At 57.8% G+C, this 15,694-nt stretch carries 15 protein-coding genes; 4 read left to right on the top strand and 11 right to left on the bottom strand.

Features of this window, described 5'->3' with window-relative positions:
* Positions 1 to 246: 246 nt before the first annotated feature.
* The 3 genes from moaC to moaE are packed head-to-tail and all read left to right on the top strand — an operon-like array spanning position 247 to position 1,409.
* Positions 247 to 717 carry a cyclic pyranopterin monophosphate synthase MoaC gene (gene moaC / locus WG219_16340; protein ID WXL24863.1) on the top strand — a complete coding sequence of 157 codons (471 nt, stop codon included), beginning with the start codon at positions 247 to 249 and terminating at the stop codon, positions 715 to 717.
* Positions 714 to 956 carry a MoaD/ThiS family protein gene (locus tag WG219_16335; protein ID WXL24862.1) on the top strand — a complete coding sequence of 81 codons (243 nt, stop codon included), beginning with the start codon at positions 714 to 716 and terminating at the stop codon, positions 954 to 956. The genes moaC and WG219_16335 overlap by 4 nt, the downstream gene beginning before the upstream one ends.
* 3 nt (positions 957 to 959) lie before the next feature.
* Positions 960 to 1,409 carry a molybdopterin synthase catalytic subunit MoaE gene (moaE, locus tag WG219_16330; protein WXL24861.1) on the top strand — a complete coding sequence of 150 codons (450 nt, stop codon included), beginning with the start codon at positions 960 to 962 and terminating at the stop codon, positions 1,407 to 1,409.
* 39 nt (positions 1,410 to 1,448) lie between these two features.
* Here the strand turns inward: moaE and WG219_16325 are convergent, their stop codons facing one another.
* The 6 genes from WG219_16325 to WG219_16300 all read right to left on the bottom strand — a co-directional run bounded on the left by WG219_16325 (position 1,449) and on the right by WG219_16300 (position 10,200).
* The gene (locus tag WG219_16325) at positions 1,449 to 2,945 is read right to left on the bottom strand and encodes a PepSY domain-containing protein (protein WXL28025.1); all 1,497 of its coding nucleotides are present in this window, start codon (positions 2,943 to 2,945) and stop codon (positions 1,449 to 1,451) included.
* Positions 2,946 to 2,950: 5 nt separating this feature from the next.
* Positions 2,951 to 5,110 (bottom strand): TonB-dependent receptor, encoded by a 2,160-nt coding sequence (locus WG219_16320; GenBank protein WXL24860.1) that lies wholly within the window; start codon positions 5,108 to 5,110, stop codon positions 2,951 to 2,953.
* A 70-nt stretch (positions 5,111 to 5,180) separates the two neighbouring features.
* The gene (locus tag WG219_16315; GenBank protein WXL24859.1) at positions 5,181 to 5,579 is read right to left on the bottom strand and encodes a DUF2946 family protein; all 399 of its coding nucleotides are present in this window, start codon (positions 5,577 to 5,579) and stop codon (positions 5,181 to 5,183) included.
* A 190-nt stretch (positions 5,580 to 5,769) separates the two neighbouring features.
* Positions 5,770 to 7,152 carry an aspartate aminotransferase family protein gene (locus tag WG219_16310; GenBank protein WXL24858.1) on the bottom strand — a complete coding sequence of 461 codons (1,383 nt, stop codon included), beginning with the start codon at positions 7,150 to 7,152 and terminating at the stop codon, positions 5,770 to 5,772.
* A 59-nt stretch (positions 7,153 to 7,211) separates the two neighbouring features.
* On the bottom strand, positions 7,212 to 8,621 hold the full coding sequence (locus WG219_16305; GenBank protein WXL28024.1) for an APC family permease: 1,410 nt from the start codon (positions 8,619 to 8,621) through the stop codon (positions 7,212 to 7,214).
* Between the two features lie 85 nt (positions 8,622 to 8,706).
* On the bottom strand, positions 8,707 to 10,200 hold the full coding sequence (locus WG219_16300) for an aldehyde dehydrogenase (GenBank protein ID WXL24857.1): 1,494 nt from the start codon (positions 10,198 to 10,200) through the stop codon (positions 8,707 to 8,709).
* 206 nt (positions 10,201 to 10,406) lie between these two features.
* On the opposite strand from WG219_16300, the gene WG219_16295 reads away from it, so the two are divergent.
* Positions 10,407 to 11,330: a LysR family transcriptional regulator gene (locus WG219_16295; GenBank protein WXL24856.1), complete on the top strand. Its 924-nt coding sequence runs from the start codon at positions 10,407 to 10,409 to the stop codon at positions 11,328 to 11,330.
* A gap of 78 nt (positions 11,331 to 11,408) precedes the next feature.
* On the opposite strand, the gene argE is transcribed toward WG219_16295, so the two are convergent.
* From argE to WG219_16270, 5 genes are all read right to left on the bottom strand, one after another.
* Positions 11,409 to 12,566: an acetylornithine deacetylase gene (gene argE / locus WG219_16290; protein WXL28023.1), complete on the bottom strand. Its 1,158-nt coding sequence runs from the start codon at positions 12,564 to 12,566 to the stop codon at positions 11,409 to 11,411.
* Positions 12,559 to 13,233 (bottom strand): DUF1028 domain-containing protein, encoded by a 675-nt coding sequence (locus WG219_16285; GenBank protein WXL24855.1) that lies wholly within the window; start codon positions 13,231 to 13,233, stop codon positions 12,559 to 12,561. The genes argE and WG219_16285 overlap by 8 nt, the downstream gene beginning before the upstream one ends.
* Before the next feature lie 9 nt (positions 13,234 to 13,242).
* A complete protein-coding gene (locus WG219_16280; protein ID WXL24854.1) occupies positions 13,243 to 13,674 on the bottom strand; it encodes a RidA family protein in 432 nt (143 codons plus the stop codon).
* 79 nt (positions 13,675 to 13,753) lie between these two features.
* The gene (locus WG219_16275; GenBank protein ID WXL24853.1) at positions 13,754 to 15,064 is read right to left on the bottom strand and encodes an NAD(P)/FAD-dependent oxidoreductase; all 1,311 of its coding nucleotides are present in this window, start codon (positions 15,062 to 15,064) and stop codon (positions 13,754 to 13,756) included.
* 196 nt (positions 15,065 to 15,260) lie between these two features.
* Positions 15,261 to 15,683 (bottom strand): group II truncated hemoglobin, encoded by a 423-nt coding sequence (locus WG219_16270; GenBank protein WXL24852.1) that lies wholly within the window; start codon positions 15,681 to 15,683, stop codon positions 15,261 to 15,263.
* Positions 15,684 to 15,694 lie beyond the last annotated feature (11 nt).

The raw sequence follows: 15,694 nt of genomic DNA, 5'->3' as shown, positions 1-15,694 counted from the left end.
AGCACTGGCGCGGACGATTAGTTATAGAAGTGTGGATGCATCTGGCTGAGTGCGACTTATCAAATCACGCCATAAGATTGATCTTATATGTCAGTGCGGCTGCTTCATGTGCTCTATATGGCTCTGTGTATATTGTGATTTTTTGCCTCCTCTAGAGTTATGGATGGCGTTGTAAACTCATAATTGGCCATGTTTTGTACACTGACTTGGTCGTACAATCTCGCGACTAATGCTGGAGTGTAGTCCTTGCTAACCCATCTAGATTCACAAGGCCGTGCCAACATGGTCGATGTCAGTGATAAGGCCCAAACTGTCCGTGAAGCCGTGGCCGAAGCACGAGTGCGTATGCTGCCGCAAACGTTGCAGATGATCGTGCTGGGTGGCCATCCCAAGGGGGATGTGTTCGCTGTGGCTCGCATCGCCGGGATTCAGGCGGCAAAGAAAACCTCTGACCTTATTCCGTTGTGCCATCCATTAATGCTTACCAGCGTGAAGGTTGAATTACAGGCCGAAGGCGATGATGCCGTGCTAATTACGGCCCGCTGCAAACTCACCGGCCAGACCGGTGTAGAGATGGAAGCCTTGACCGCCGCCAGTGTGGCCGCGCTGACGATTTACGACATGTGCAAGGCGGTGGATCGGGGCATGCAGATTGAGTGCGTGCGCCTCTTGGAAAAGCTGGGTGGCAAGAGTGGCCACTATGTGGCTTCAGCATGATCCGGGTGCAGTATTTCGCTCGTTACCGTGAGGTGCTGGGGCTGGATTGTGAGGAGCTGCCAGGGACTTTCGCCAACATGAATGACGTGCGCCAACACCTGATCAGCCGCGGCGACGCATGGGCTGTCTTGGCTGAACCTGGCCTGATGTGCGCGCGCAATGAAGAGCTGTGCAGCCTCAGCGAGCCGGTGCAGGATGGTGATGAAGTTGCGTTCTTTCCTACTGTGACAGGGGGCTGAAGCATGCCCGTACGCGTTCAGCAGCAGCCCTTTGACCCCGGCCTTGAGTTGAATGCCTTGCATGCCAATAACCGTGGTATCGGCGCTGTGGTGTCTTTTGTCGGCTATGTACGTGATTTCAATGATGGCCATGATGTGGGGGGGATGTTTCTTGAACACTTTCCCGGCATGACTGAGAAAGCGTTAAGCAAGATTATGGGTGAAGCTGAACAGCGCTGGCCGTTGATCAAGGTGGAGGTTATCCACCGTATTGGTCGGTTGGAGCCGGGGGAGCCGATTGTTTTTGTCGGTACATGCAGTGCGCACCGGCAGGCTGCGTTTGATGCCTGCAACTTCATCATGGATTATCTGAAAACCCGCGCCCCATTCTGGAAAAAAGAAGACACCCCGCAGGGGCCGCGCTGGGTTGAGGGCCGTAGCAGTGATCAGGCGGCCGCTGATCGTTGGCAGTGATGAATGAGGAGCAGCGCACAGGCACTGCCCCAAAGGTTTTCAAGGGTTATCGGTGCGTTGTTTGCGGCCTGCCAACTGAGCCTTAGCTGGGCGTAAACGTCTCCAGCCAAGAACCACGCCACTGACTGAAATCAGCAAGCCGCCCAGGCTGAAGAGGATGACCAGTGACTCCCGCAACCATGGATGCTGAAGCAAAGCCTGCATATCCCAACTGTGCAGCAAGTTGAAGAGCCAGCGATTGTTGCGTTGCGACTGGTCGCTAAGGGCAACAACTTCCCCGCTAGTGGGATCCATGTACAGCCAGGTTTTCGCTGCATCACCGAAGGTCATACGCAGTACCGGCAAGGGGCGCTTCTGTGCGCCGTTCATGCTGTGTTCAGCTCGGGCGAAATAATAAAAATCATATTGGCTCTGCCAGTTACTGCGCAGTGAGATGCCTTCCGCCAGAGGTCTGGCGGCGGCCAGCAGGCGCTCGCGGGAGAAGGCTAGTTTGGGGGCTTCACCGTCTTCCAGAATCCAGCTCGCACCTTTGCTGTCTCGGGCCACCAGATAAGTTTCACCAGCGAGGCGCCGCCACTCCAGTTCAACAGGGTGGAAGTCCGCATCGTGCAGCTGCGATAGCGCATGGTTAACGCTAAATGGCAGATCGGCTGCCCGCAGTGGCCCTTGTTGTAGGTGTTTAGGGGAGAGCTGCGAGCTGTCGTCAGTCAGGCCCCAAGGGCGCATGGACATTAAACCGCTGAATACCCACAGCACCAGCAGTGTGCCGAAGATCAGCCCGGCTATGTGATGCCAGCGCAGCCAGCTCTCCTTGTAAGGGCTGCGTGAGCCGTGGCGGTAAGGTGTGCGCCAGCGCATGCGCAGGAGGCCAACACACATGCCCAGCACAGCCATCACCGTTCCGATCAGGGACAGGCCGATAACCAGCACCCGCCAGCCATTGTCGAAACCGAAGCCTCCGCGTAGTGGATACAGCCAGTGCAGCCAGGCCCCTAACCAGTTCCAGGCGCGTTCTTGGGCGTTTGCATCCAACACCACTTCACCGGTTCGGCTGGAGACATAGAGCCAGGTGTCAGCCTCGTCATTGCTCGTTACCACGTGCAGCGGACGGTGAGCATCCAGAGCGCGGGAGTGCGTCCACATGTCTTCATCCAGCAGTTCTCGGTAGTGCAGCACAGCATGGTTGTTGTATTGCCAGGCATTGCTCATAGCCAGTGCTGAATCGACATCGTTAACCTGCGCGCCGGTTTGCGCATCGACGGCCACCGGCTGCCCGTCAGATGACCTCAGCACATAGTGGGGTTTACCGGCCAGAGTGGTCAGGCGCAGGCTTTCGAGCGGGGTTTGAGCCCATTGTCGCGGTAGTTCCTCGCAACAAGCTTCAGGTAGCTCCGGAAGGTGGCTCAGGTGTTCAGCCGGTGTCAGCTTGGGGTAGCCGACATACAGCATGACCACGCCTGATACGAACCACAGCACCATAAACAGACAGGAGACGATGCCCAGCCAGCGGTGCCACACGTACAGTTGTCGTTTAATGTTCATCAGTAGTGCCACTGCATTTCGACTTCAAGGCTGCGCGGCTCACCCACGTAGTATTGCGTGTTGCTCTGGTGGATAAAGCGGGCGTACACCTCGTCGGTCAGGTTGCGGACACGGGCGCTGAGCTGGATGTGCTCGTCGAGCTGATGGGTCATCGACAGGCCGTATAGGGTGTATGACGGCACCCACATGGTGTTGGCGGTGTTGGCATACGCACTGGAAACGTAGCGGGCATCTGCGCCAACACTCCATTTGGGGGCCAGCTCATAGGTCAGCCACAGGTTGGCGGTACGTTCCGGGATGTTGACCGGATTTTTGCCTTTGCGTGAGTAAACGGTGTTGCCGATTTTTTCGTTAAATTCGTCGTACTCTGCATCCACCCAGGCGTAGTTACCGGCAATGAGCAGCTTGGGCGTGACTTTGAAGGAGGCTGCTAACTCGATCCCGGTAGAGGTCTGCTGACCTGCTTGCTCAGTGGCGTTGGGCACAGTGGAAGAGGGAACCGAGACGTTCTTGCGCACAATGCGGTAGGCCGCCGCTGTCGCGGTGCCGCGCCCGTCGAGGAAGTCCAGCTTTGTGCCGACCTCAATTTGGCGTCCGGTGCTCAGGTCAAAATCGCCCACCTGCGAGGCCGAGGCGCTGGTCAGAGAGCCGCCTGGTGGTTCGGCCGAGGTGCTGTACTGACTATATACGCTCAGGTTTGGCGTTAGCTCGTAGACCAGACCGAGGCGGCCGGTGATGGCATCCCAGCGCCGGTCATAGGCTTGCCCAGCGATGTGATCTTTCAGGTCGAAGTCGATGTGGTCGTAGCGCAGCGCTGTGATCAGGGACAACTTATCAGTCAGGTGCGTCTGATTTTCCACAAAAGCTGAGGAGGTGTCCGTCCAAGTGCTGCGGCTTTTGCGACGAGGAGCATCCATACCGGGAATGTCGAGAAAATGGCCCGGTTCGAAATGCTCGGGGTCGACCACATCGAATGCGCCGGAAGACAGCGGATACAGGGTCTGCTGGTTGCGGCTGTATTCAAGGCCGAACGCCCAGTTGCTGCTCAGGCCGAACAACTCACTTGAGTGGCTCAACTCCAGACGGTTGCCGTTGAGTTCCTGATCATGCCGCTGGCGGTAGGCGCTAGCGCGAGCCAGCTGGCTGTTGTCGTTGTTATAGCGGAACACCTCAAGGTTGCGGTAATCACGCTGGCCTGTGTAGTGGTAGAAGGTGTTACGCAGTTGGGTGTCGTCACTGAGGCGGTAATCGGTGATTGAGCGCAGCCAGCGGGTGCGCTGCTCGTAGCGACCATCTTCAACGTTGTAGTTTTTGAAGCGGTTGTGCTTGTCGATGTGCAACTCGCCCGACTGTGGTTGCAGGGTCGGCGTACCCCAGTAGGGACTGTCTTCCTTCTCTTCCAGATACTCGATGGCTAGGGTGTGGGAGAGGCGGTCGTTGATGTCGCTGAGCAAGGAGAAGGCAAGGTTACCGGCCCCATTTTCCTGACGGTCGATATAGCCGTTGCTGCTGGTGCGGCTGTAATCCAGGCGGGCGTAGTGTTTGACCCCGTCACTGTCCGGGTTGAGCGCTTTGTTAAAACCGATTGCGGTTTCCCAGGTGTCGTAGCGCCCGTAACGGGTGCGACCTTCGAAGACATCTTCGTCACGCTTAGCCAGGCGGGTGATCATGTTCAGGCTGCCACCCACGGCTCCGCTGCCATTAAGGAACGAGGACGGCCCGCCGAGCAACTCAACACGGTCATAGATCCAATCTCCGACAGGGCGTGCCGCCGCGCCGGATTGCAGGTTGATGCCGTTGAACAGCTGACCAATCTGTGCACCGTTAAAGCCCCGGTACGAGACAAAACCACCCCAGCCGGGCGGGGCTGATGCATTTACGCCGGGCAAGGCATTGGCCGCATCCTGAAAGTTGCGGGCACCGATGCGCTCCATGGTGTTGCGGTCGGCAACGCTGACCGAGGCCGGGTTCTCCCGTGCACTGAGATTAAGGCGCGAGCCGCTGCCGATAGGCTTATCGAGATTGAGGCGGGTGCCTTCGCTTTCTTCTGTGGATGAGGCGGTAACAGTGCTGGCAGGCAATTCGAGGGTGTCATCCTGCGCCCAGACACAGGTCGTTACGCTGCCAACGAGCAGCGCTAAAGCGGTCTTGCGGAACATGGTCAGCTTCCTGATCGTGAATAACGGGTAGCCGTCAGCGCGGCAGCAGGTGCCGACTGAACAAAGCTGTTTATCTGAACGAAAGAAGCAGAGACGGGGACGCCCGGGGGTTGGCCAGCGGCCAGCGATCCCTCGGAGCGCTGCGACTGTTGAGCGGCGGCAGAGGATGGGTGGGGTCACCCTTGAGCAGACACAGAAGACCGAAGAGTGCGGCTAACAGAATGGCACTGAACAAGCTGGAGAGCATGCACTCAGGCCCGGCGATGCTGCTCATGGCAGAGTCCTGAGCGTGATCACCTAATGGCTGAATGTCGCCAATGTTATGCAGGGTGCAGAACTGGCCGCCGAGACCGCTGAGGCTTAAGCCGCTCATTTGGCCATGGTCAATGGCGCACATCCACGAGCTGAACAGAACGCTGAAATACAGCATCCAGATCAAATGTGGTTTGTGGGCGCGGGCCAGTTCCATCGGCGTTGTTCAACTCTGTGTCGTGCGGTGCAGGCACTCCGTGATGGAGTGATGTGGGAGGGATTCTACAGATTCCTGACCGCTCAGGCAGGTGGTTTTGATGGCAAAAAGCTTGGGAAAAATTCGAAAAAAGGCGCTCTGAAATGCAAACAGCCGCGACATTGCGCGGCTGTTTGAGGGGGCGGAGCGGTTACAGCACGCCAATTTCCATGGCGGTTCGGTCAACGGCTCGCTTGGTTTTTTCCACCAGCTCGTCCAGCTCTGAGCGAGTGGCGATCAGGGCCGGAGCCATGATCATACGGCCCAGGGTTGAGCGGATGATGACGCCTTCTTCAAAGCCGATGGTGCGGCAACGCCAGGCCAAGTCGTTTTCATTGTCGAAGCGTTTGCGAGTGGCTTTGTCTTCAGCAAATTGCAGAGCGGCCACAAAGCCGGTGCCCTGAATGTCGCCAATCAGTGGGTGCTGGCTGAACACTTCGCGCAGGCATTGTTGCAGGTACGGGCCAGTTTGCTCTTTTACCTGAGTTACAACGCCTTCATCACGCAGCGCTTTGATGTTGGCCAGTGCAACAGCGGCAGCAACCGGGTGCCCGGAGTACGTCAGGCCGTGGGCAAACACACCGCCTTGCTCAACCAGAACGTCTGCAATGCGCTTGCTCAGAATCAGGCCACCCATTGGCACGTAACCGGAGGTCAGGCCTTTGGCGATGGAGAGGGTGTCCGGTTCGAAGCCGAAATGCTGGTGAGCGAACCATTCACCGGTGCGGCCGAAGCCACCGATTACTTCGTCTGCACACAGCAGAACATCGTATTTACGGCAAATGCGCTGAATTTCCGGCCAGTAGCTTTCTGGCGGGAAGATCATGCCGCCAGCGCCTTGGAACGGCTCGGCGATAAATCCGGCGACGTTATCAGCACCCAATTCAAGAATCTTGTCTTCCAGTTGCTGAGCGCAACGGCGACCGAACTCTTCAGGCGTCAGATCGCCGCCATGGGCGTACCAGTACGGTTCGTCGATGTGGGCGATGTCCGGGATCATGCCGCCCATTTCGTGCATAAACTGCATGCCGCCCAGCGCTGTCGCGGCCAGGGTCGAACCGTGATAACCGTTCCAGCGGCCAATCATGATCTTCTTCTGCGGCTTGCCGAGAATCTGCCAGTAGCGGCGTACGGTGCGGATCAGCACTTCGTTGGATTCGGAGCCGGAGTTGGTGTAGATCGCGTGGCTGTAATGACCGGGCAGCAGGCTGAACAGGGTTTCAGACAGCTCCACCACTGCCGGGTGAGTGGTGTGAAAGAACATGTTGTAGTACGGCAGCTGGGCCATTTGCTCGGCAGCGACCTTAACCAGGTCTTGGCGGCCATAGCCCAGGTTGGTGCACCACAGGCCGGACATGCCGTCCAGATAGCGTTTACCGTCGTTATCCCACAGGTACAGGCCTTCGCCGCGCACGATAACCCGCGGTCCTTCAGCATTCAGGGCTTTCTGGTCCAGAAATGCGTGAATGTGGTGGGCAGCATCGGCGGCCTGATACTCCTGGGTGGAGCGGGTTGGATTGTTCGCGCTTGTCATTTCAGCAACCTCAATCATTGCAATGTATTAGGTGGCCGGGACCGCCCCCGGCCTAGGGTTCATTTACGGGCCAGTACGGTTTCGATTGGCTCGGGTTTGAACAGAGGCTTACGCATCACGAATTTAATCCACAGCACGGCGATCACAGAGACCACGGCCAGTACCGCACCTGAGGAGTAGACGATGTCCATGGTCATCTCAGGGGTTGGCGATACGTAGTACAGAGATACCAGCATACCGACGATACCGACGATTTGAGGCAGTGGATAAAACGGTGTTTTGAACGGACGTGGCATGTCCGGATAGCGGCGACGCAGGGCAATTACGTTCAGGTGGCAGATGATGTAAGCCAGCAGCCAAGCCACGCACGCAGCCAGCAGCAACAGGCTGATGGCACCTGGGTTGTCACCCATGAAGATTACCGGCAGACCGGTAATGGCCGCCACAAACAGTACGGCTACCCAGGGCGCATTGAAACGTTTGCTGACCATTTTCAGCTGCGGGAAAGCCTGACCGTTGACTGCCATGCCGTAAAGCATGCGCGGGATTGCAGCAAGGGAGGTGTTGACGGTGCTGCAGGTAGCGGTAATTGCAGCCACAACCAACACCACTTTACCGGCTTCACCAAATACAGCCGTAGCGAACAGGTAGTGGGGCAGCGAAGCGCTGGCCAGGTCAGCCTGCGGCACATAGAACAGAGCGCCGATGCTGTATAGCGCAATGGTGATAAAGATGATGGTCAGACCCAGCATCATGCCACGGGGAATGTTGCGCTCTGGCTGACGGGTCTCTTCTACCAGCGGGCAGACAAACTCAGCACCGACAAAACCCCAGATCGCCAACGCTACAAGGGTCAGTACACCAGCGCCCAGCGGGTTCCAGTCATTGGCAATCGGTGTGGTCAGGGCCGCTTCGGTACCGTTGCCGGTGACGGAGGAGATGCCCAGGGTCAGCAGCACGATGACCATGATCAGTGCCAGCGCCGATTGCAGGCGTGCAAACAGATCAATACCCAGCAGGTTGAGTACGGTGAACAGAATCAACACACCGTAGGCAATGGTCATGTCTGGGAACGAGCCGGGATAGACCTCGTTGATGATCAGGTCCAGCAGCAGTAGCTCGGCTGACAGCGCAAACATCGCCACGACTACGTAACCCGAGAACGTTGCCAGAATTGCCGGGAAGTGGCCCAGAGCGACCTCGGTATAGCTACTCAGACTACCGGCACGGGGAATCATCAGAGCCAGCTCAGAGAACGACACTGCATAGGTCAGCGCCAGAATGAACGCCAGGCTCAGCGGGATAAGAAACCCCAACCCGGCGATGCCCGCACCTTGCAACATCAGCACCATCACGCCTTGAGAAACGACCAGGCCGACAGCCACCGCCAGCAAGGCTGAAAGACCCAGGCGTGGCCGGGGTTTGGAAGCTACCGCAGAGGTAGCGTTGGTAGAGGCCCCTAGGGCCATATCTGGGTCACGCATGGGATACTCCTGCTCTTATTGTTGTGTCAGGTGAATCGGTTAATCCGCTCCGTGGGAACGCTGACTCCTGTCAGGAGCGCAACTGGAACCACGTGGTTTTCAGTTGGCTGTATTTGTCGAAAGCGTGCAGCGACAGATCGCGGCCGAAGCCCGACTGCTTGCAGCCTCCGAACGGTACGCAGACATCCAGGGCGTCGGCGGTGTTGACCGAGACGGTGCCTGCGCGCAGCTGGCGGGCCACACGGTGGGCGCGGTGCAGGTCATCAGTCCACAGCGAGGCGGCCAGGCCGTATTGGCTGTCGTTGGCGAGCTGGATAGCTTCTTCTTCTGTATCAAACGGGATGACGGCCAGCACCGGTCCGAAGACCTCGTCCTGCGCCAGCTGCATGTCCGGTGTGACATTGGTGAAGATGGTTGGCTGGATGAAGTTATCGGAACCGTTGAAGGTCGAACGCTGCCCACCACAGATCAACTTCGCGCCTTGACGCTGAGCCATGTCGATAAAGTCCATGATGCGTTTGGCCTGACGTGCATCGACGATGGCACCGGCAGGGCTGGCCGGATCAAGCGGATCACCCGGCAACCATTTTTGTGCTTTGACGGCTACACGTTCGACGAACTCATCATGAATGTCGCGCTGAACCAGCAGGCGAGAGTTGGCAGAGCAGACCTCGCCCTGATTGAAGAAAATCGCAAAGGCTGCTTTTTCAGCGGCCAGATCCAGGTCCTGGCAATCGGCGAAGACGACGTTGGCGCTTTTGCCACCGCACTCCAGCCACACCTGCTTAAGGTTGGACTGGGCCGAGTAGCCCATGAAGTATTTACCCACTTCAGTGGAGCCGGTGAACGCCAGGCAATCCACATCCATATGCAGGCCCAGTGCTTTGCCTGCGCTTTCGCCCAGACCGGGGAGCACGTTCAGCACACCTGCTGGCAAGCCCGCTTCCAACGCCAGCTCACCCAAACGCAGGGCAGAGAACGGCGATTGCTCAGCAGGTTTGAGGATGACTGAGTTACCAGCCGCCAGGGCTGGGCCCAGCTTCCAAGAAGCCAGATCAAGGGGGAAGTTCCAAGGCACCACGGCGGCGACTACGCCAAGCGGGTCGCGGGTGATGGTGGCCAGTGCGTCACTGGCGGTAGGGGCAACCTGGTCGTAGAGCTTATCCAGTGCTTCGCCGTACCAGCTGAACACGCCTGCGGCGCCCGGTACGTCGATGTTGTAAGCGTCCATGACTGGCTTGCCCATGTTCAGCGATTCGAGCAGGGCCAGCTCTTCACGGTTTTGCAGAATCAGTTCTGCCAGACGCAGCAGCACTTGTTTACGCTCACGAGGAGCCATGCGTGCCCACGGGCCTTGCTCGAAGGCTTTACGGGCACTGCTGACGGCCAGGTCTACGTCGTCTGCATCGCAGGATGCCACTTGCGCCAGTAACTGATTGTTCGCCGGGTTAATGGAATCGAATGTTTTGCCACTGCGGGCGTTGACCCATTTGCCGTCGATCAGAGCTTGGGTAATGAAGCGTTGATCGGCTGCACGCTTCTGCCAATCGCTGTGCTGCAACATAGCCTGTGTACCTCGTCATGGTGCCGTGATCGGCCTTGTAGTTGTGATGACGATGGTGGCGCAGGCTGCCAAGAAGGAAAATTAGTAAAAATATACTCGTAAGCCATGAAAAAAATGGTCAGCCGAGTTTGTGGGGCTAGGGTATGTTGTGAGCCGCACAATAAAGACAAAAAAGCAGCGGTTCAGAGCTGCTAAAGAGGTGATCTATGGCCGCTTATACCTTGCGCCAACTCAAATACTTTGTGACCACTGTGGAATGTGGCAGTGTCGCTGAGGCTTCCCGCAAGCTGTACATCGCTCAGCCGTCCATCTCCACCGCGATCAAGGGGCTGGAGGAAAGCTTCGGCCTGCAACTGTTTATTCGCCACCACGCTCAGGGTGTATCGCTGACACCGGGGGGCGCGCGCTTCTATAAAAAAGCGCAGGAGCTGATGCGCATGGCCCGGGAGTTCGAACAGAACGCGCTGGCCGACAATGATGTGGTGGCCGGGCAGATCGATATCGGCTGCTTCGAAACCGTTGCACCGCTTTACCTGCCACGCCTGATTGCAGGCTTTAATGCCCTGTATCCGGGGGTGGAAATTCGTATTCGCGATGGTGAGCAGCAGGAGCTGATCCAAGGGATGACGGCAGGGCGCTTCGATCTGGCGATCCTGTATGACCATGATCTGGATGTCACCATCGATAGTGAGCCGTTAATGGCGCCGCAAAAACCTTACGCATTGCTACCTGAGGGCCACCGTTTTACGGGGCAGGCCCAAGTTTCTCTGCGTGACTTGTGTCTTGAGCCGATGATTTTGCTGGATGTGCTGCCGAGCCGTACTTACTTTGTCAGCCTGTTTGAAGAGTTGGGCCTGACGCCGAATATTGTCTTCAGTTCTCCGTCCATCGAAATGGTGCGGGGCATGGTGGGGCAGGGCTTTGGTTTCTCGCTGTTGGTGACGCGGCCGCACTCGGAGTGCACCTACGATGGCAAGAAAGTGGTCGTGGTGGATATCGCTGAGGATGTGACCAGCTCAGGGTTGGCGGCGGCCTGGCTGAAACGCTCGCAGCTGACTAAACCCGCGCAGCTGTTTATCGAGTTCTGCAAAGAGCAGCTGGGCTCCAAAACGGAAGAATCGGCGGATTAAGCGCTGGGACTTTCGCGGCTGAAGTCGCTCCTACAGGCGGTGTTGCTTTTATGTAGGAGTGGCTTCAGCCACGAACCTTTAGGCAGGGTTTTGCGACCACTGAGCCAGGCGATTCAGCATCGCATCGCAGGCGTCCAGCTGTTGCTGGCTGACGAACTCATCCGGTTTGTGGCCTTGGTCCATACTGCCGGGGCCGCAGATCACAGTAGGTACTCCGGCCTGATCGAACAAGCCACCTTCTGTTCCAAACGCCACCGTCCCAAAGTCACGGCTGCCGCTAAGCAAGGCCAACAGTTCCGCGGCGGCGCTGTTCGGATCAGTCGCCAAACCTGGATAGGCGGACAGCGATTTCATCTCGATCTTGCTGGCCTCACTGCGACTGCGCATCTCTGGCAGCAACTCGCTTTCTGCATAGGCCCGTAACTCCTCTGCAACCTGCTCCGGGTCATCGCTGGGGAGGGCGCGTACTTCAAAGTCGAACTGGCATTCTGCCGGGACGATATTCAGTGCGCGGCCACCCTGTATCAGTCCGGTTTGAACGGTAGAGTAGGGCGGATCGAAGCGCGGGTCGTGGCGTTCAACTGCACTCAGACGCTGACCGATTTCACCGAGGCGGTTGATCAGTTTGGCCGCGTATTCAATGGCGTTAACCCCTTGCGGTGCGTAGGCCGAATGGCAGGCCGCGCCGTGAATCTGGCAGCGCATGGCCAGTTTGCCTTTGTGGCCGAGTACGGGCTTGAGCTCGGTTGGCTCGCCGATGATGCATATCGCTGGTGGGTTAGGCTGTTGGCGGATTTTTTCCAGCAAGGTGCGGACTCCCAGGCAGCCGACCTCTTCATCATAGGAGAAGGCCAGATGCACAGGGACGCGCAACGGGGCCGATAGCAGCTGTGGAACGGCGGCCAAGACACACGCAATGTAGCCTTTCATATCCGCAGTGCCGCGCCCATACAGACGGCCATCTCGCTCGGTCAGCTCAAAGGGGGGAACCGTCCAGTTTTGTCCATCTACCGGCACCACATCGGTGTGCCCTGACAGCAACACACCGCCAGGAATATCTGGCCCAAAACGGGCATACAGATTGGCTTTACTCTGATCGCTGTTGTAATCCAGCTCGCAGGCAACGCCGAGGCCTTCCAGGTAGTCGCGGACAAAGCCAATCAAGGCTAGGTTGGAGTCGCGGCTGACGGTAGGGAAGGCTATCAGTCGAGCCAGCAGGTCACGGCTGCTACTCATCGCCAGGTACGCCATAGCTAGGCGCCTTGGTCGGGTCCAGGGCGCGGGTCACGTAGTCCTGCATCTGCGGTTTGTAGGCTTGCCAGAGTTTGCCCAGTTCACCGATTGGGTCGTTATCCGCCCAATCCACACGCAGATCAATCAGGGGCCAGGTTAGGTCGTCCACAACTTTTAAGGCGGCGGAGTGTACAGGGCCAGCCTCACCACCTTCGGCCATTGCCGCTTGCATCGCGCTGAGCAGGCGATCCGCAAGGTGCCCTCCGGCATGCTCGAACGCCTGCACCATGGCATTAATGACTGCCGGGCTGCTCAGCAGGTTACCCGCAGCAACGCATTGTTCACCGGCAACGGCGTTATAAACCCCGAGGGACTCACTGCCGGAAAACAGTGCGCTGCGACCTTTGCTGTCCAGCACGGCTACTTGCCGGTATTGGCTGTAACCATTACGACTGAGCACCTGCTCCAGCGCAGCGGCAGGCTCTTTACCCGCTTCAAGTTCGTCGAGAATCTGCGGACCCAGAGCGGGCAGGGTGATGTTCTGGCTGGAAACGGCACCCACACCGGCGCGTAGCCATGGGCAGCGAGCGCCCACGGCAATACTGGATGAGCTGATGGCGATGCCCAGCTGGCCGGTTTCAGCACAGCGGCCGACGATGGAGAAGGTCATGGCAGTTCCTTATGCGTTAGTGGGGGTCCAGTCATCTGGGATGACGGCAATCACGTCAATTTCCATCAGCCACTGTGGTTGTGCCAGAGCACTCACCACCAAGCCTGTGGAAATCGGGAATACGCCCTTAAGCCACTTGCCGACTTCCTGATAGACCGGTTCACGGTAGCGCGGATCAATCAGGTACGTGGTGGTTTTTACGATGTGAGACAGGTCGCTGCCTGCTTCTTCCAGCAATTGCTTAACGTTTTTCATCGCCTGTTCGGTTTGCGCGCGAGGGTCGCCGAGGCCGACCAGATTGCCTTCGAAGTCGGTGCCAACCTGGCCGCGTACATAAACAGTGTTACCGGCACGGACGGCTTGGCACAGGTCGTTGTCCAGATTCTGATTAGGATAGGTGACCTTGGTGTTGAACATGCGAATGCGAGTATGAGTAGGCATGGGCAGAATTCCGTTGTTCAGTTTTATAGTGTGAGCAAGAGCAGCAGGCCTCACGCGAGACCTGCTTGGGCTTAAGGATTCACTTGCGCTCGTTAGGCGCTTGGTAGGCCAAGTATTTACGCTGGGTGGCGATGTGATCGGCGATGTGTTTAGCGTCATGCCACACGCCCCAGATAAAGGTCGAACCACGGCGGGACAGCCAAGGCAGGCCAATGAAATACACGCCTGGCTCGCTGGAAACGCCGCGCTGGTGCTGTGGCTTACCGTTAGCGTCCAATGCCGTTTGCGGCAGCCAGCTGAAATCCACCGAGTAACCGGTTGCCCAGATGATGGTGCGGATGCCGGCTTCTTTCAGGTTCAACTCAAGGATTGGGTTGCGAACGCACTCAGGCTCAGGCAAGCGTACGCGGGCTTCTGGCTCTTCTGGCAAGTCCAGGCCGTTGCGGGCGATGTAGGCATCGGCAGCATCCAGCAGTGACAGGTAGTTTTCATCACCACGGGCAAGGTTCTCGGCCAAGTCGGCCTGGAAGGTGACCTTGCCATCGGCGAATGACTTGGTCAGCCCCACCAGCTTGATGCCTTGATGAGCCAGTTCGCGGAAGTCAACGGTATGGCCGCCACGGGCGCCGCTGACGGCGATGGTTACGTGTTCTTTACCCGGTACTGCCGCTTCTGCATCCCACAAACCCAGTACGCCCAACCACCAGCAGAAATCGCGGTTACGGTAGGAGCGCGGTGGACGGTCGTGGGCGCCGACGGACAGGTAAACCTGTTTGCTTGCACGCTGCAGTTCATCAGCGATCTGCACACCTGAAGAACCAGCACCCACCACGAGTACGGCGCCATCATCAAGCTGTTGCGGGTTGTAGTAAGCCGCGGAGTGCAGTTGCGTGATACTGGGGTCATTAGGCGCAATGGCTGGGATCACTGGCTTCTGAAACGGGCCTGTGGCGGAGACCACACGACGAGCCTGAATGATGCCTTCTGAGGTCTCTACGGTGAAACCTGCACGGTCAGCATTGCGCACAACTTTTTTCACTTCGACGCCGGTGCGAATAGGGGCGTTGAATTTTTTAGCATAGGCTACGAAGTAATCAGCCACCTGCTCCTTGTGGGGGAAACCGTCGGCCGGGACGCCTTCAAACTCCATGCCCGGAAAGCGGTCGTGCCAGGCCGGGCCATTGGCTACCAGCGAGTCCCAACGTCCGGTGCGCCATGCTTCAGCAATGCGATTGCGCTCCAGAACAAGGTGTGGAACACCGAGATTGGTCAGGTGCTCGCTCATTGCAACGCCAGCCTGGCCTGCGCCGACAACAAGGGTGTCGATCTCGATTGCCTGTGGCGTCAGTGGAGTGGTGTTGCCGATGGCAGTTTGATTTAAATCGTTCATCTCCAGCCTCTTCTTGTTCTGCTTGCGCTCGCGCAATGAATGCGCCCAACGTGAATGTCAGGGCCATTCTGTGCAGAACCCGGGAAACGCGAAATGATGATTTTTGTAGTCGCTGGCTAGGAAAAAACTGCGGGGGCATTCCGCCTGTAAAGGATGCGGCCTTGAGGCGTTATATAGGCACTCAAGGCCGGGGGGGTTAGTTTGTAGATTCCGTACCATGACGGTTGCGGCTGGCCTGAACCACCCTGGCCGCAGGAACGCGTAGTTGAGTCAGCAGGTATTCAGCAAAATCCGGGGCATACGACTGACGCGCAATGGCACTGGCCATGCAGTCCAGCCAGCTCTGGCTGAGGGCTTCATCAATTGGCCAGCGTGCATGGAACGCGGGTATGGATATTGAGCCGTACTTCTCGCTGAACAGCCTGGGGCCTCCTAGCCAGCCACTGAGAAAACAGGCCAGTTTGTCCTGGCTGATGGACAGGTCTTCTCCATGCAAACTGCGTAATTTGGCCGCTTCAGGGCGTTGATCCATCAGCTGGTAAAAGTCCCTGCACAGGCGCTTCAGGCCTTCAAAACCGCCAGCCGCCTGATAGGAAGTATCGCCTACCCCGTAGTTCATATCGCTTAGGT

The organism is Pseudomonas mendocina (assembly GCA_037482215.1).
GTDB lineage: Bacteria > Pseudomonadota > Gammaproteobacteria > Pseudomonadales > Pseudomonadaceae > Aquipseudomonas > Aquipseudomonas mendocina_E.
Note: the sequence above shows the minus strand (reverse complement) of the source record. Positions and strands in the feature narration are given on the sequence as shown.

Excerpts from the sequence above, each read along its gene's own strand:
- WG219_16285 (WXL24855.1), bottom strand. The coding sequence starts at position 13,233 with ATGACCTTCTCCATCGTCGGCCGCTGTGCTGAAACCGGCCAGCTGGGC.
- WG219_16300 (WXL24857.1), bottom strand. The coding sequence starts at position 10,200 with ATGTTGCAGCACAGCGATTGGCAGAAGCGTGCAGCCGATCAACGCTTC.
- WG219_16270 (WXL24852.1), bottom strand. The coding sequence starts at position 15,683 with ATGAACTACGGGGTAGGCGATACTTCCTATCAGGCGGCTGGCGGTTTT.
- WG219_16315 (WXL24859.1), bottom strand. The coding sequence starts at position 5,579 with ATGGAACTGGCCCGCGCCCACAAACCACATTTGATCTGGATGCTGTAT.
- WG219_16275 (WXL24853.1), bottom strand. The coding sequence starts at position 15,064 with ATGAACGATTTAAATCAAACTGCCATCGGCAACACCACTCCACTGACG.
- WG219_16320 (WXL24860.1), bottom strand. The coding sequence starts at position 5,110 with ATGTTCCGCAAGACCGCTTTAGCGCTGCTCGTTGGCAGCGTAACGACC.
- moaE (WXL24861.1), top strand. The coding sequence starts at position 960 with ATGCCCGTACGCGTTCAGCAGCAGCCCTTTGACCCCGGCCTTGAGTTG.
- WG219_16305 (WXL28024.1), bottom strand. The coding sequence starts at position 8,621 with ATGGCCCTAGGGGCCTCTACCAACGCTACCTCTGCGGTAGCTTCCAAA.
- WG219_16335 (WXL24862.1), top strand. The coding sequence starts at position 714 with ATGATCCGGGTGCAGTATTTCGCTCGTTACCGTGAGGTGCTGGGGCTG.
- WG219_16295 (WXL24856.1), top strand. The coding sequence starts at position 10,407 with ATGGCCGCTTATACCTTGCGCCAACTCAAATACTTTGTGACCACTGTG.
- WG219_16310 (WXL24858.1), bottom strand. The coding sequence starts at position 7,152 with ATGACAAGCGCGAACAATCCAACCCGCTCCACCCAGGAGTATCAGGCC.
- argE (WXL28023.1), bottom strand. The coding sequence starts at position 12,566 with ATGAGTAGCAGCCGTGACCTGCTGGCTCGACTGATAGCCTTCCCTACC.
- WG219_16280 (WXL24854.1), bottom strand. The coding sequence starts at position 13,674 with ATGCCTACTCATACTCGCATTCGCATGTTCAACACCAAGGTCACCTAT.